This is a genomic window from Maribacter cobaltidurans, from assembly GCF_002269385.1.
In the GTDB taxonomy this organism is placed as follows: domain Bacteria; phylum Bacteroidota; class Bacteroidia; order Flavobacteriales; family Flavobacteriaceae; genus Maribacter; species Maribacter cobaltidurans.
Window position 1 is genome coordinate 3605968 of record NZ_CP022957.1, and the last position, 15428, is coordinate 3621395.

Genomic DNA, 15428 nt, shown 5'->3' on the forward strand with positions numbered 1-15428 from the left:
CTCCAAATCACTATACGGTTCAAGTGCAGACCTTAAATAACCCATCCTAAAACAGACCAATACCCATAGAAGGCTGACCGACAGAGAACCGGTTCAGTCAACACGACGTTCATGCTGGGTCGTACCGACCACACGAACGCTAGTTATTGGCAATAGTTATTATTTTTTCAGCCCTTTCAGCTATGTTTTTATAATACTGATAGTCGCTTTCCACTTCACTATATTTTTTTCCTAAAGTTTCTCTTTGGTTATGAGGAAAATTCAAGTCACTATCGTAAATGATTGTTGTGAATCGCTCTTTTTCAAATCTATTCCATTTAAAATCTTTGTCATTGATTATTCTTTCCAACTCAATTATCAATTCCTCTCGATATTCGTGGTGACTGTCGGATTCGTCAAATTCAGATTCCTTTAATAGGCAAGAGATAGCAGATATTTGATTCAAATCCGTTGATTGAGTCAAAATTTTAATCAATTCCGTTTGAGTTGGTTTCGGTAATCTAAATAATATTGGATTTCCGCCACCGTGATATTCCGAATCAAGTTGAGTTTTTATCCATTTAGATTGGTCTCTTTGGTCAATATATTTAGTTTCCCATCCATCACTTTCGATTTGGGTCATTTCAGCTGTCAATTTTGCAATTGATTTTCTATTTGTGATGAAATTCTCGATATTCATTCTAATTATTGCCAACGTTTATGTATAAGGAAAGTTGCGTGTTTGTGTGCGAGGATTTTCCGAAGGAAAATCAGAAGCTAGCAAACGAGCAACTAACTTTGGTTTAGCTAAAAATAGCAATTTTTTTTATACGGTGTTGAACTAAACCTAAAGGTAGCTTCAGGAGTTATCTAAATCTCCATTCACTACCTTTAAGATGTATAAAACTAATATTTAGCAAATTATGAAAAAAAAGTAGTACCCTGATCGAACGAGCCTGTGAACGTGTTCCAGAATTCCAGGAATTGTATCTCAAACTAAAACGTTCTGTTGAACTATCGGGCAAAAGCCAAAGCACCCTGACCAACTATGCCCGCTGTCTTTCACACATAGCCCTGCATTTTAAGTGCAGTCCACTCGATCTGGATGAAGAACAGGTGCTGGATTATCTACATGTTTTAAAGTCCCGGCACAAGACCCCGTCGAGCAGCTTCTTCAAGCATACCGTTTATGGTCTGAGGTATGCCTACCGGATATCAAATCGTAAAGAGATGCAGGTAATGCTCCCCGCTATTGAGCGTCCCAAAAAACTCCCTGTAGTTTTAAGTTGTAGGGAAGTAAAGCAACTCTTAAAAGCCCCAAAACTACTGAAGCACCGTCTGGTATTGGCGCTGCTTTATGGCTGCGGACTGCGCTGTTTTGAACTGTGCAACCTACAGTTAAAAGATCTGGATTTTGATCGTATGATGCTTCACGTCCGCCAAGGCAAAGGCAGGAAAGATCGGTATGTACCCTTGTCGAGGATGCAGATCCGCGGACTTAAAACATATCTTGCGGCAGAAAATCCTTGCACCTGGTGCTTCACTGGGAACAATACCGAAGGGCGTCCAGTCCCGCTTTCTACCCAAGGGGTTCGCTGGATTGTACGGGAAGCCCGTAAACATAGTGGTATTCAAAAGGAAGTGACCACCCACAGCCTGCGCCACAGTTATGCTACCCACCTTCTGGAAATGGGCTTGGATATTATGAGTGTAAAGGACCTTTTGGGGCACGCAGATATACAGACCACACTGACCTACCTTCACGTGGCACAACTGGGCAGGCAAAAGCCTTTCAGTCCACTGGATCGGCTCTACAAAGAGTAATGGCATCCGCTGCTCACGAAGTGGCCCAGGTATTAAATCGCAACAGGGAGTCTTTAGCAGACTGTTGTGCCACCAGCTGGCAACTAAGGACCCTGCACGCCCTGCGCAAATGTCGTACGGCTGCCCTGGGCGGTCACATTGACCACTGCACGAATCCATCCTGTAATACCTTGCACCTGAGCTACAACAGTTGCCGCAACCGGCATTGCCCAAAGTGTCAGGGGCACAAAAGGGAACAATGGATCAGGGCACGGGAAGAAGAGCTCTTGAACGTTCCTTACTTCCACGTGGTATTTACCCTGCCTTCAGAACTCAACCGCCTGTGCCTGTACGAACCCAAACTGCTGTATGGCCTGCTGTTCAAAACTTCATGGGAAGTCATAGCGGGGTTTGCTTCCAATCCTAAGTTTTTAGGTGCCGGTCCCGGGATGATCGCCATCCTGCATACCTGGGGACAGAACCTGTCCCTGCATCCGCACTTGCATTGTATCGTGCCCGGTGGTGGGGCAACCAAAAGTGGTAAGTGGAAACCTGCCCGGAACAAGGGGAAATACCTGTTCCCGGTCAAGGCCATGAGCAAGGTATTCCGTGCCCGCTTTGTTGCAGGGTTACGTAAAAAAATTAAAACAGAACAACCAGAGGCCCTTTACCAAAGCCTGTTCAAAAAAGAGTGGGTCGTCTATTGCAAGCGTCCGTTTTTAGGGCCACCTCAGGTAGTGGAATACCTTGGTCGCTATACCCATAAAATTGCGATCAGCAACCACCGAATCAAAAACCTGGATGACAGCGGCGTGGTGTTTTCGGTAAAAGATTACCGCCACGGGGGAAACAAATCCCTGATGTACCTGAGCGATACTGAATTCATCAGGCGCTTTGCCCTGCACATACTCCCTAAGGGGTTTGTGCGCATCCGCCATTATGGGATATTAAGTGCTTACCATAAACGCAAAAGTCTTGACCACTTGGGTAAAACCCTGGGGAAGGTACAGCTCCAAGAAAAACCGCCCCTGCAACACCGAATCTGCCCATCTTGTAAAAAGGGAGAACTGGTGACCCTGCATACGTTTACCGCACGGGGACCACCGGCACACTGGATCACAAAACTTAAAAAATACACTAAAGCACAGTAAGAAAATAAACGCCCTTTGAACGGGATAGGGAAGCCTATGTCCGAAACCAAGCAAAAGCGGCCAAAATACCCCAAAAACAGGAGGTTCAATAGAATTTAAGAAGTGATGGACATACTCGGGAGAAAAACAAGACCTCCAAATCACTATACGGTTCAAGTGCAGACCTTAAATAACCCATCCTAAAACAGACCAATACCCATAGAAGGCTGACCGACAGAGAACCGGTTCAGTCAACACGACGTTCATGCTGGGTCGTACCGACCACACGAACGCTAGTTATTAGGCAAAGTTTTTTTCTAAAATTTCTAATCGGTGTTTTAAATTTTCTTTTATTTCTTTCAAATTAATGTTAGAGTTTTTAAGTCCGTGAATATCTTTATTACAGCCTCTGCAAATTTCTCGTTCTAAACTGTTTTCTTTTCCACATTCGCATTTCCAAACCTCAATGTCTTTTCTTGTCAAATTGTCTAAAGTTTGGTAAAACTCAACTTTAACAGGAAACTTATTTTCCAATTTATCAATAGTTTCTTTAATTGTTTTTATGTCCGATTTGAAATAAGTCCTTTTATGAACTCCAGATATTAAAGCTCCAATATTATTAAGATTTTCATTGTCGCTCGATAGTAACGAAAGGTTTTTGTCAAAGTCAACCAAGTTTAATTCTTTGATAATGCTCAAAACTGGTTTGAAATCTTTTTCTCCATTATTTTCTATAAATGTAAATATTTCTTTAGTTGCTAATTCTCTATCTATATTTTCAAAAAATGCGTTTAAATTATCTTTAAACTCGATTGAGTTTGGGTTTTCGGTCAGTTTGTTTAAGAGAAAAGGGCTTAATTCTGAAATTTGATTTTCTATTATTAATTTCCAATTGTTTTCGCTTAAATTTAGATTGTCGTTTTCTGCACTTTTTAGAAGTTTAGTTTTCAGTTCAAGTTGTTCAAAAGCTTCTAAATCTATTGACGTTGAGTTATTTATTATTTCTTTATTTTTTCCGGCAACTCGAACAGCAGTTCCCATTGCTGTAACCATTAACATTGATTTTCCTTGAGCAGCAATTTCGTCGTTTTCAATGGTCAGTCCGATAACGTAGTTTGCTTTTAAATAATGAGCACGTTTTTTTAATTCGTAAATGGCTTGTTGATTTATTTTTTCTAATGACTTTGTGTAAGTATTTGATTTTCCGCCAAAAATATCTCGAAAACCCGATAAAAAATCTTTAAAAAAATTCATACCGATGACAATACTGACCGAAATCGGTTCAATATATTCTTCAATTTCAACATTTTGAAGTGAAGAAGTTGTCGTTACTTTTATGTGTTTAAAGTGTTCCATTTAAATTTTGCCTAACGTGATTGTGTATGATTTCGTTGCGTGTTTAAGCACTAAAGTTAGCAAATAAATCACAGATAGAAAGTCCGCGAGGACTTTCGTAAGTAAGCTATAACTAGCAATGAATTATACACGGCTTAAGTTTGATTCTCTATAAATTGATTGTATAAATCAGAAAGAACAAAAGAGAGAATTAAGGTTACTATACACGGTGAAGCTTTAGACTTCGACAACATTGATAATCCTCTCTCTTTTACTACTTAAATCACGTTCAGTTCTGTGAGACCTAGATCTCGTTTTCAAGTTGTTGTGAGCAGAAGTAGCCAGTTCTTTCATAAAACATTCGTTATGAATAAATATAAAGAAACTTTTGGAGTCGACATCAGTAAGGATGTCTTTGATGTACATGGTAGTAACATTGGTCACAGCCAGTATAAGAACGATGAAACGGGATTCAGGAAATACCTTAAGGAATTGCCCCAAGGTTCATTGGTGGTTATGGAAGCTACCGGTTATTATCATTATAGACTTGCACAGTTTCTTTACAAAAACGGAGTAATCGTTTCTGTTGTAAATCCATTGTCCATAAAGCGTTTCATACAAATGAAACTGGCCAAGGTAAAGACGGACAAAAGTGATGCAAAGGCTATTTGTGAATACGCTTTGTCCAATGATGTTCCACTCTACAATTCCTTGACGGATACCCAGAGTGAATGTTTACAGTTGTTCCGGTTATTGGACACCTATTTAAAACAACGTACCGCAACTAAGAACAAGATACATGGAGAAGCTGTTCTGGGTATTCCCTCAAAGTTTGTCCATCGTTCCTTGGTGCGTAACAAGAAGCAGCTTGATAAGGAGGTGATAGCCATCGAATCAAAAATCCTTTCCTTGGTAAAAGAAGACCAACAAGAGCAATTGACCTTAATCACCAGTATACCGGGAATAGGTCAAAAGACCGCATTGTTCTTGATAGTTGTGACGGATGGTTTTTCCAAGTTCGAGAATGCATCACAGCTCTGTAGTTATGTCGGAATTACCCCAACGATCAGAGAATCGGGGAGCAGCGTTAGAGGTCGTGCACGGATAAGCAAAGTGGGCAATAGAAAGCTACGTAATCTTTTGTTCCTATGTTCCTTTACCGCCTGCAAGCACAACAAGGCATGTAAGGAGGTATATGAGCGAATCGTGAACAAGGGGAAGAGCAAGAAACTGGCATTGATAGCTGTAGCCAACAAGCTTCTTAAACAGAGTTTTGCAATCGCCAGATCCGGATTGCCCTATGATGAGGGTTTTGTCTCTGTTCTGACTAGAAGGTAGAATGAAAGTAAATGATTTTTTTGACCATAATCCTTACCTATGGGTTGTGGTAGAGGATAACTATGTTTCAAATTTAATGCGGAAAAGAGTTGTTTTTTAGCTCAGTTCTTTGTTACCACACGTTTTTTATATTATAAAAGCAATTACAATTTGCAATAAAATGGACAAAATCGCAACTACTAAAAAGAATATAAAAATGTTTTTCGATATATTCTGTGTTTTTAAAAGTCGGAATTGGTTTAGATTGTTTAAAATCAACAATTCTTTTTCGTCCATTGCTCGTAATTCAGATAGCTTTTTGTATTTGCTGTATTTCTCAAATTCAGTTGGTTCAATGTCATTAACATTTTTAATATTTTCCATAGGTTTTAGTCAGATTATTAATTTAAAAATTGAAATATTATGAAAGTCAGAATTAGTTTAAACTATCTTTTAGCTTGGATTGTAATTTCGTCTGTTCTTGCTTCTTTACTTGGGGCATTTGTGTCGATTGCTTATCATCAAAAACATGAAATTCAGATGTTAGAAAAGACACTAGAAGATTTAAAACCGTAATTATTATGCCAGCTACAACAATTTTTTTTCCAATCTTAGATTCAAACTGTTTAAGTTTTAAGTCCAAGTCCATTAATTTGTCCGATTTAGCTTCTCGTTCAGCTTTTTTAACAAGTTCGTATTCTATATCCTGTTCGATTTTTTCAAATCCGCCATTTTTTAAAAAATCATCTATTAGTCCGCTGTATTCTACAGATAAAATTCCAATAGAAGACTCTTTATATACTTTCATTAAATTAGGCTTATGCTTAATAATTTTATATAAAAATTCTTTTACTTGGTCTTTGTTTAGTTCAGGAAATAATTGTTTTTTAAGTTCGTTTTGGTCAAAGGAACGGTCTTTATTTTCTATTAAGAATTTTAATATTTTATCTCGATTATCGCTCATTTCTCAAATGTGTGGTAACGGTCTCGTATAACCGTCAGTTACGGGTTAATATGCGTTAATTTTCGGTTTATAACTGGCGTTAGCAATTCCGAGTGGATTCGGACGCAGTCGAATCCGCCGTAATTGCGGTTATACATTGTGCCTGTTGCACAAGTTAAGAAAAAAACGGTCTTGATCATTGCCGTTCGGTAGATCGATCGTAACTTTAGGTATGCAGGGAAAAAAGGATTACCAGGAAAAACTGTTCGCACATTTCCAGTTGAGCGAGCGTATACCCGAGAACAATTTCTACAGGCGTTTGAAAGGGGCTTTGGACCTTGACTTTCTCTACCCTTTGACCAAGGGGTATTATGGCGAAAGCGGCCAGAAGAGCATCGACCCGGTGGTCTTCTTCAAACTGTGCCTTGTGGGCTATCTGGAGAACATTATCAGCGACCGCAAGCTGATCGACCATTGTTCGATGCGCTTGGACGTCCTTTACTTTATCGGCTACGATATCGACGAGGAGCTGCCATGGCATTCTACGATAAGCCGTACGCGCCAACTGTTCCCGGAAAGTGTGTTCGAGGAAGTCTTCACCAAGGTTTTGAGTATGTGCGCGGACAAGGGTATGGTCAGCGGGCATACCCAGGCGATCGACAGTGCGCCGGTAAAGGCGAACGCGAGCATGGATACCTTGGAACTGAAGGTACCGGAGGAAGAGCTGCAAGAACACCTGCGGAAGGTGCGGGTCCTTAGTTCGATGGATAAAGAAGTGCCCCACCGCAAGAGCAAGGGCGACAGGTCCGATAAAGGACAACGAAGTGTTACCGCCAACGCCAATGAGCTCTCCGCCATAAAGGGCCGCAACAAGAAGTGGGCGAAGGACCAGGACCAACGGCCGGGGGCCGGTAACAAGGGGGCCAAGTATACCAGTAACAAAACACATTACAGCCCCACGGACCCCGATGCGCGTATAAGCGTAAAACCGGGCAAGGCGAGAAAGCTGAACTACCTGGGCCAACTGAGCGTTGATACGGCCCACCACGTCATTACGGACATCAGGGCCTACCATGCGGACGGGAAGGACAACCAACACCTCCCGGACATCGTAAAGCGCGTAAAACGCAGGCTCTGGAAAGAAGGCCTGGTATGGGAGAACTGCGTAGCGGACACCGGTTACAGCAGTGGGGAGAACTACGCCTTTCTGGAAGCCCGGGGACTGAAGAGCTTCATCCCGCCCCATGGCACGTACAAGGGTGGTCCGGACGGGTTCACCTATAACAATACGGAAGATCATTATATCTGTCCACAGGGCAAGGTGATACCATTTACCAAAGTGTTTTTGGATTACCGCACCAAGACAAAGAAGAAGGAGTACCGCGCAAGAAAGCATGTCTGCCTTGGCTGTCCCTTACGGGCACGGTGCCTGGGCAAAAGCGCACAGGAAAAGAAGTTCACCGTTACCTATTACCGGGCCGAGTACGAAAGGAACATTGCCCGGGTCGAGGGCCCACAGGGCAGGTATATGAAGGGCAAACGGCAGAGCACGGTCGAGCCCGTTTTCGGCACCCTTACCCAGTTTATGGGGCTCAGGAAGATAAATACCATAGGATTGAAACAGGCCAACAAGGCGATGCACCTCTCGGCAATCGCGTACAACCTGAAAAAATACCTGAAATTCGACCAAAAACGTTCCATCCCGATAGCTATCGGGAGCGGGGCGGGGAAACTTGCTTTGTTATTTTTTATAAAAAACGGGTGCCAAGAACTTGAAAGAACACTTGTAGGGTTGCCCAAAAATCTAGATTGCCCGGTCGTCCTAAAAATAAAAAGCCCCTAAAAAGGGCTTAAAAGAGGTCTCTTTTTTGCTGTTCAAGGGCTTGCGCAACGGTTACCATTGTTGTAAACAGTTATTTTTAACATCCGCAATACATATCTATTTCAGTATTGTTTTCAGTTTCCTTAATTTCAAAGTAGCATCCAGCACCATCGTCAGTCGGTCCAAATTTAGTTTTCTCCGAGTTCCATCCGTGTTCTATGTCCATTGACGAACTTTTAAAAATCAGCTCAACCCATTGGATAATGCTTTTTTTGTCCGTTTTGGGTAAAGTCAGTTTAGTTGTTATTCCGCCTGCTTCTCTGCATTGTTCTTCCGAGTAAACAATTCCGTGTTCAAATTTTTGTTTAAATGCACAAATACTGTAATCAGGATAATCATATTTTTTAACATCCAATTTTTCAGATTCCGTTTTGTAATTCCGATTTAGATATAAGTAAGTCACATCTTGTGAGTAGTTCGTTTTTTTCAGTTCCGCATTTAGTTCCGCAACATTTGGTTTTATCAACTCAAAATTTTGAGCGATACCAAAAATTGGAAATATTAGAGAAATTATTATTACGAATCTCGATTTCATAATTGTTTACAACGGTCTAGTATAAGAATAGTAGCGGATTTTTACTCACTAACTTTTCGGTTAAACATTGACCTTTTTTATATTTACATACTTTCGTTTTAGCGATTAAACCGCTATTATTTTTATACATTGTTGTAAGCTGGCTTTCCACGTCCTGCTTGGTTTTCCGAGGTTTTAATGTTGGTTCGGAAGTGAGCTTCGGCAAGACATACTCTTTTGCAATTTTTGGACTAGCGTTGGCTGATGCGAATTGCAAATGTGTGTGGCTTTTAGCGTTGGCTTTTTGTTCTATTCATAAACAAACTTGCAATAAGTCCAATTCCGACAATTACGTCTACAATGTTCCACATTTCCCTTCCAAGTGCTATTTTAAAAAAAGGTTGAAAGAGTAGTGCAAGTCCTCCGTAAATAATCATTTCAGTATTCTTATCCTGTTGGTTTGTGTTATAAGCCAAAATTCCAAATCCAATTAATGCGACAAAGCGAACAAATTGATAAAATCCATAAGGCATATCCAACAAGCACAAAAACAACAATAATGCTAAACCAACCTTTATAATTGTTTCGCTATTCTTCATTATTTTGTTTAAAGCTGTCGAGTGTTGCAGAATCAATTTCACTAATAAGTTCAAATTCATTTGAGATATGCGTGTCAAAAAAGTCTTCTTGAAGTCTTGATAAATAAGATTCGCTTATAATATCTTGTTCTAAATAGTCTTCAAAATCAGGATGCTTGTCAAGAATTAGTTCATTACCTATTTTCAATTTTGAGCGTATAACCTTAAAGAATTTAATTTCGCTGTACTCTACTTTTTCGTCTGCTTTTATTGTGTCAATTGCAACTTCAATCAAGTTTAATTCATTTACTTCTGACAATTCAGAAGATGTTAGTTCATCAAAATAATCTCTCATAAATTGATGTCCATCTTTATTGATAGTAATTAAAAGATTGTCCATTTCTGCATTGACATCTAAATCTCCAAAAGTCTTTTTCTCTTTATGCAATCGTTTAATCAGTTTAATTTCTCGCTTGTCAATATCGCCATCACAAGCCATACACGAAAAAGCTGTTTTAAGCAATAGTTTATTGAATTGTAATGCTTCCATATTTAATTGTTTTTAAAACCGATTCTTGGCCGGTCGTTAGTGTTTTCTGCTAACCCTTCCATTTTTGCTCTGATAGCGATGTAATTATTTAATTCTTTTAGAGAAATGGAAGGTTTGTTTATCTTGATTGTTTCAAGTAAAATCTCTTTTGAAATTCTTGATTTTAGGTTTAATGCTTTTCTTGATGCTTCATCACAAAGGAATTTAATATCGCTAGAAACATAGTGTTTTGTTGCTTTTGCAAATTCAGAATAATCCAAACCTATTTCTCTTGGTCTTTTCTCCAAGTATAATTTAAACATTAACTCACGAGCTTCGAGGTCTGGTGGTGGCAAATAAATCACCTTGTCTAATCTTCCTGCTCTTAAAATAGCTGGGTCAATCGAATTTGGTCTATTAGTTGCACCAATAATGAAAATTCCATCTTCACCGCAATTATTCATTTGTGCTAAAAACTCATTAACAGCACTTGTGTTCATATGATTAACACTCGAATTATCACGATTTGGGACAACTGCATCTAATTCATCAATGAAAATTATGCTCGGTGCATTTTCACGAGCTTCATCAAAAATGTTTTTGATTTGTTCCTGTGTTTGATTTACAAACTTACTTTGAATATCAGATGGCTTTAATTGATAGAAATTAAACCCAATTTCTTCAGCCATTCGTTCTGCAAAAAATGTCTTTCCACAGCCTGGTGGTCCATAAAGTAACATTCCGTTAGGAATTGTTAAACCGTATTCTGCATAACGTTCTTTTTCATTTAAAGCATCAATAACATCAAGTTTGATAGTGTCTTTCAATTCTTGCATTCCTGCAATAGCTGAAAAACCTTTTCCTTTCTTGATTTCTTTTAGTTTAGGTTTTGAGGTCTGTTGTGGCGAAGACAATTGTTGTACTTCCAATTCACCGTTAATAGCTTTGACAAAATCACTAACATTTTTAAAACGATTATCTGCATTTGGTTGTAAAGCATTGCTGATGATATTTTGGGTTTGTTCATCAGTAATATTCGAGAATCTTAAAGGTTTTTTTCGTTTGCCAATAACAGCATCTTCTAATTTTACGTTATCTGCCTTGTATTTAGAAATTTCTACGAACCAAGGTGGTAGACCTTCTAACAAATGATAATACAAAGCACCAACAGAAAACACATCACTTTGAACAGAGAAGATTTTATTAAATGCTTCATTCGCTTGGTAAAATGGATTTAATCCTTCTTTCAAAAAGTCTTTGTTGGATTGACTTAAAAAACGAGCATAGCCAAAATCAATAATTTTGGGAATGGAAATTTTACCTGACAAATCCAACATTACATTTAAGTTGGTAATATCGTTATGGATGATTGGATTGTTTAAAGAATGTAAATACTTCAATCCATTTAATACACCTAAAATAATGTCTTTAGCTTCATAAATATTTAGCGACTGCTCACGTTTTAATTTATCTGCCAATGTTTCACCACTAATAAAATCAAGAATTACAAAAGCATATTTTTGATTTTCTACGAGCAATTCTCCATTATCACAATACTTTACCAAATTTGGATGTTTGATTTGCTTTAGTATTTCAATTTCTAAAATGTCACCATTGTTATTAAATTGAGTTCTGTCTAATTTAGAATAGGCAAACAGTTTTAATAATTTTGTTTTTCCTTCTTGGTCTTTTACACGATATGTTTCTGCGTAACTTCCTTTTTTGAGAAAGAATGTTACTTTATAATTCTCGCCAATCGTTTGACCTTTGGATAAGATGTAATTGGTTTTATTCATTAATTGTCCAATTTTTTAAACGATACATTCTCTAAAAGTTACTTCATTTGCCATATCTCTAATGCAGATATAATAAGAATCTTTTGCAAGTGATAGATTTATTACTGAACCTTGAACTTCTATTTGTTTTGTTTTTGCCATTTGTTATCAAATTATTTTTATCCTGTTACAAGTCCACCATCATCACTAGGTCTTTCTGTATCTGGTATCATATCATAAAGTGAAATGAGTATTTGTCTTAATTCTTCTTTATCTGGATTTTCTGAAATATTTCTAATCCCGTTATTTACCAATTGTCTTGCTCTATTGGAATCATTCCAACTATAATCTTCAAAATTTTCGTTAAAACCTTTTATCATACCAATAAACTGATATATCTCTGTTAATTTGAAGAAAAACATACTAATTTCTTCTAAAAGAACATTGCCAATTTTCACATCTTTAGTTTTTATAACTTCTTCTAATTGTGAACGGAATTGATTCACTACTTGTGTGGTTTTACCATTTCCTAAATCACGATTGGCTTCTTCTAATCGGTAAAATTCTTCTTTTAAAGCTTCTTCTAATTTTGGCCATTCGGTTGTTTCGCTTAATTCGTCAATTGATTTTAAAGATTTTCTCAAATTGGTTAAAACCTCTTGTTTTCCATCTACGTCATTTTTGTTGTTTTCAAATGATTTTTCTAGCTGTTCTAATTCAACTTCAATTTTTTGAAGTTTTGTATTATCAGAATTTCCATCCTGTTTTAATTCTACAACACTTCCTTTAGCTTTTCTTATTTCATTTGCTAACCAACTTGTTTCAACAGATTGAACTTTGTCTTTATCTACCTTAATTTCAGATGTATGGTCTAAATATGGAAAGTAAACTTGTACATCTATTTCTTGGGATTTATTAATATTGACAGTTAATTCAACTTCACTATTTTCAGGTAAAAGAGCAGGTAAATCATTACCTGTAATGATTACATCATAAACGTGTTCATTATAAATTGCCCTTGTACCATCAGAAGCGTGTTCTCCTTGATAAAGCGGGATTTTGATAAAATCAGAATCCATTCCTGGGCGAATTTGGTTTTGAGTTTTTAATCCGTTTCTAATACCAACAACGGGAAAAGATTTATTTTTTTCCAATCCTTTTACTTGTGAAAACACAATTTTTCCTGTCGATTTTTGTTTTATCTCAATACCAAAGTTATAAGGAAGCGTTTGCATTGAACCTATACCACTAATCCCTTGAATTACACTAAAACTTGAAGGTTCACTTTCTAAAGTATTTCCTTTATCATCAAAAAGGACAACTTCAAAAATATTTGTTTTGCCTTCGTTCAATTGAATTTCAACAACATCACCAATAGTATTTATTTCTACTTTTCCACTTGACCAAGCTTTATCGCTTCTTGTAACTTCTGCAAACACTTTTTCAGGGATTTCACCTTCTGTTTTGTCAGCTAAAATTTTTATTGGAACAAATTCTTCAGTTTCTACAGTAGAAGATTCATTAGCAATTTCGAGCTGAATCTTCGTTTTATCTCTTGTTTGTTCTTTTACTTCTTCCGAAACATCAACTGTTGACGCATATAATGCAGCACCTTTTGAAACTACTGTCATTGGGTCAGCACTTGTATCTGGTTTGCATATTTGTGCTTCTAACATTTTTCGTAATACTGGTGAAAATGTTGGTCCACCAACAAGTATTAGTGATTCAAGGTTTGAACCATTAATGTTTTTTCTAGCTAATAATTTTTGGCTAATATCAATAGATTTTTGAAAAATAGGTGCTAGAGCCTTTTCAATTTCAGATTGCGAAACCGTTATATCAATTTCTATTTCTTCACCATCATCATCTATTCCGCATCTGTCTTCTTTATATAAATTGTATGTATCTTTAAAAGAAAGTTCGTTTTTTAGTTCTTCCGCAAATGATTTTAATGCTTCTCTGTATTGTGTTTTAGTATCTTCATTATTCAGAATATTATCAATTGAAAAGTTCTCTTTGATATGAGGTAATAATATCTCATCAACGATAGCAAAATCCAAGTTTTTACCGCCTAAATAATTGTCTCCCTCTGTATCAAGCACTTTCATTATTCCTTCTTCAACCTTTAAAAGTGCAGCATCAAAAGTTCCACCACCAAAATCAAACACTAACCAAAAGCCATCTTTTTTGTTGGATTCTAATCCATAAGCCATTGAAGCAGCTACAGGTTCTTGCAGAACTTCAACGTGGTCAAACCCTGCCAATTTTCCTGCTCGTCTTGTCGCATCAATTTGATTAGTCTTAAAAGCAGCTGGAACAGTTATCACTATGGAAGAGAAGTTTTCATCAGTAATAAAAGATTTTAAATTCTTTAGAATCTCTGCCGATAATTCCTCTGAACTTAATTCGCTTCCGAAATGAGGACTAAAATATTTTTTATCAGTACCCATTGTTCGTTTAAACTCAATAAACGCATTGTTTTCGGTTTTTTTAGATAATGCTGCTTCCTTTTCACTTCGATAAGCGGCATATGCTTTATCTCCAACTAAAATCCCCTTTTTATTGAATGCTACACAAGAAGCCATTGTGTCCTTTTGAGGTAGTTTTTTTATCGTTGGTTCTCCATTTTCCATTCTGGAAATTGCGGAATTAGTAGTTCCTAAATCAATTCCGTAGTCAATTTTTGTTCTTGCCATTTTATACTTTTAATTTTGTGATACGTCAACTTGTGCTCTCTGAATAAGGACGCCATTATAGTTAACTTGTGGTTTTATTACTGCTGATATAATTCGTTTGTTATCTGCTAAATTTTCATCTGTAATAAAATTGATAACATCAATGTTATTTCTTTCATCATATTCAGTATTCAACAGATTAATCATTTCGTAACCATTTGCAGCAAAATTGTTTTGAATACGTTCGATGCCCTTTGTAAGAGGTTTTAGTCCTTTTGTACCTTCATCCATCTTTGATATATTCTTTTGCATTCTCACAATTTCGTCAGCTACTTTTAAAGCCAAAGAATGGTCTTCTTTATCATTGGAAATACTAGGTTGTGATTTGGTTTCTTCTTGCTTTAGTTTTAGTTGTGTTTCTAAAACTTCTACTAATTTGTTATCCAATTTCACACTTTCTTCTTCTAATGAAGCTTTGGTATTTCTGATTTGGGTTTCCACATCATTCTTGCTTGATTTGATACGTTTGCCCAATAACCAATAAACCAAACCACCTAATAAAAGAGTTGCCAAAGTGGCAATAATCCAATACAAACGGTTTTTATCTAAATTGCTATCTAGTTCTGAAATTTTGATGTTAGCATTTTCATCTGCTTGCTGAATTTTTGTGTTTAGTTGCTTGTTGATAGAAGATAATGCTTGCTTGCTTTTGTTAATTAGAGTGTTCAAGCTATCCACAACTTTTACTTGATTGTCAATAATTGTTTGGTTCAAATCTTCTTTAACAATGCGATATGTTCTGTATTCTTTATTCAATTCGGAATAAAGTTTTTGAATATCGCTTTGCTGTTGGTTTACTTGAGTTTGTAAATTTTTAATTGTCTCAATTAATTCAGTATTTGGTTGCTCTTGAGCAAAAAGATTGGCTGCTCCTAAAAAAGCAATTATTAGTAGTGTTTTTCTCATTG

13 protein-coding genes and 1 pseudogene are annotated in these 15428 nt (G+C 37.1%); 4 read left to right on the top strand and 10 right to left on the bottom strand.

The window, feature by feature from the left end; genetic code table 11:
• Positions 1-139 precede the first annotated feature (139 nt).
• Complete coding sequence (locus CJ263_RS16145) at positions 140-679, bottom strand: hypothetical protein (protein ID WP_094998219.1); 540 nt, start codon at positions 677-679, stop codon at positions 140-142.
• 284 nt (positions 680-963) lie between these two features.
• Between CJ263_RS16145 and CJ263_RS16150 the strand changes: the two genes are divergently transcribed.
• Positions 964-1803 carry a tyrosine-type recombinase/integrase gene (locus CJ263_RS16150; RefSeq protein ID WP_308423278.1) on the top strand — a complete coding sequence of 280 codons (840 nt, stop codon included), beginning with the start codon at positions 964-966 and terminating at the stop codon, positions 1801-1803.
• Entirely contained in the window at positions 1803-2933 is a 1131-nt protein-coding gene (locus CJ263_RS16155; protein ID WP_094996498.1) for an IS91 family transposase, read from the top strand. Before CJ263_RS16150 ends, CJ263_RS16155 begins: the two co-directional genes overlap by 1 nt.
• A gap of 279 nt (positions 2934-3212) precedes the next feature.
• Here CJ263_RS16155 and CJ263_RS16160 read toward each other — a convergent pair whose 3' ends face one another.
• Positions 3213-4268: a YbjQ family protein gene (locus CJ263_RS16160; RefSeq protein WP_094998220.1), complete on the bottom strand. Its 1056-nt coding sequence runs from the start codon at positions 4266-4268 to the stop codon at positions 3213-3215.
• Between the two features lie 345 nt (positions 4269-4613).
• On the opposite strand from CJ263_RS16160, the gene CJ263_RS16165 reads away from it, so the two are divergent.
• Entirely contained in the window at positions 4614-5585 is a 972-nt protein-coding gene (locus CJ263_RS16165) for an IS110 family RNA-guided transposase (protein WP_094996355.1), read from the top strand.
• Between the two features lie 126 nt (positions 5586-5711).
• On the opposite strand, the gene CJ263_RS16170 is transcribed toward CJ263_RS16165, so the two are convergent.
• Both CJ263_RS16170 and CJ263_RS16175 read right to left on the bottom strand, forming a co-directional pair.
• Positions 5712-5948 carry a hypothetical protein gene (locus CJ263_RS16170; RefSeq protein WP_094998221.1) on the bottom strand — a complete coding sequence of 79 codons (237 nt, stop codon included), beginning with the start codon at positions 5946-5948 and terminating at the stop codon, positions 5712-5714.
• A gap of 52 nt (positions 5949-6000) precedes the next feature.
• Positions 6001-6528, bottom strand: coding sequence for a hypothetical protein (locus tag CJ263_RS16175; RefSeq protein ID WP_094998222.1), 528 nt, complete (start codon positions 6526-6528; stop codon positions 6001-6003).
• Positions 6529-6739: 211 nt separating this feature from the next.
• On the opposite strand from CJ263_RS16175, the pseudogene CJ263_RS16180 reads away from it, so the two are divergent.
• Positions 6740-8200, top strand: a pseudogene (locus CJ263_RS16180) (IS1182 family transposase); the annotation flags it as partial.
• 226 nt (positions 8201-8426) lie between these two features.
• Here CJ263_RS16180 and CJ263_RS16185 read toward each other — a convergent pair.
• The 6 genes from CJ263_RS16185 to CJ263_RS16210 form a co-directional block, all read right to left on the bottom strand.
• On the bottom strand, positions 8427-8855 hold the full coding sequence (locus CJ263_RS16185; protein WP_188669486.1) for a hypothetical protein: 429 nt from the start codon (positions 8853-8855) through the stop codon (positions 8427-8429).
• A gap of 338 nt (positions 8856-9193) precedes the next feature.
• On the bottom strand, positions 9194-9502 hold the full coding sequence (locus CJ263_RS16190) for a DUF6804 family protein (RefSeq protein ID WP_094998224.1): 309 nt from the start codon (positions 9500-9502) through the stop codon (positions 9194-9196).
• Positions 9492-10031 carry a hypothetical protein gene (locus tag CJ263_RS16195; protein ID WP_094998225.1) on the bottom strand — a complete coding sequence of 180 codons (540 nt, stop codon included), beginning with the start codon at positions 10029-10031 and terminating at the stop codon, positions 9492-9494. Before CJ263_RS16195 ends, CJ263_RS16190 begins: the two co-directional genes overlap by 11 nt.
• A gap of 2 nt (positions 10032-10033) precedes the next feature.
• Complete coding sequence (locus CJ263_RS16200) at positions 10034-11806, bottom strand: AAA family ATPase (RefSeq protein WP_094998226.1); 1773 nt, start codon at positions 11804-11806, stop codon at positions 10034-10036.
• A 158-nt stretch (positions 11807-11964) separates the two neighbouring features.
• Positions 11965-14481, bottom strand: a complete 2517-nt coding sequence (locus tag CJ263_RS16205) for an Hsp70 family protein (protein ID WP_094998227.1) — start codon at positions 14479-14481, stop codon at positions 11965-11967.
• A 9-nt stretch (positions 14482-14490) separates the two neighbouring features.
• Positions 14491-15426, bottom strand: coding sequence for a hypothetical protein (locus tag CJ263_RS16210; protein WP_094998228.1), 936 nt, complete (start codon positions 15424-15426; stop codon positions 14491-14493).
• Positions 15427-15428: the final 2 nt, after the last annotated feature.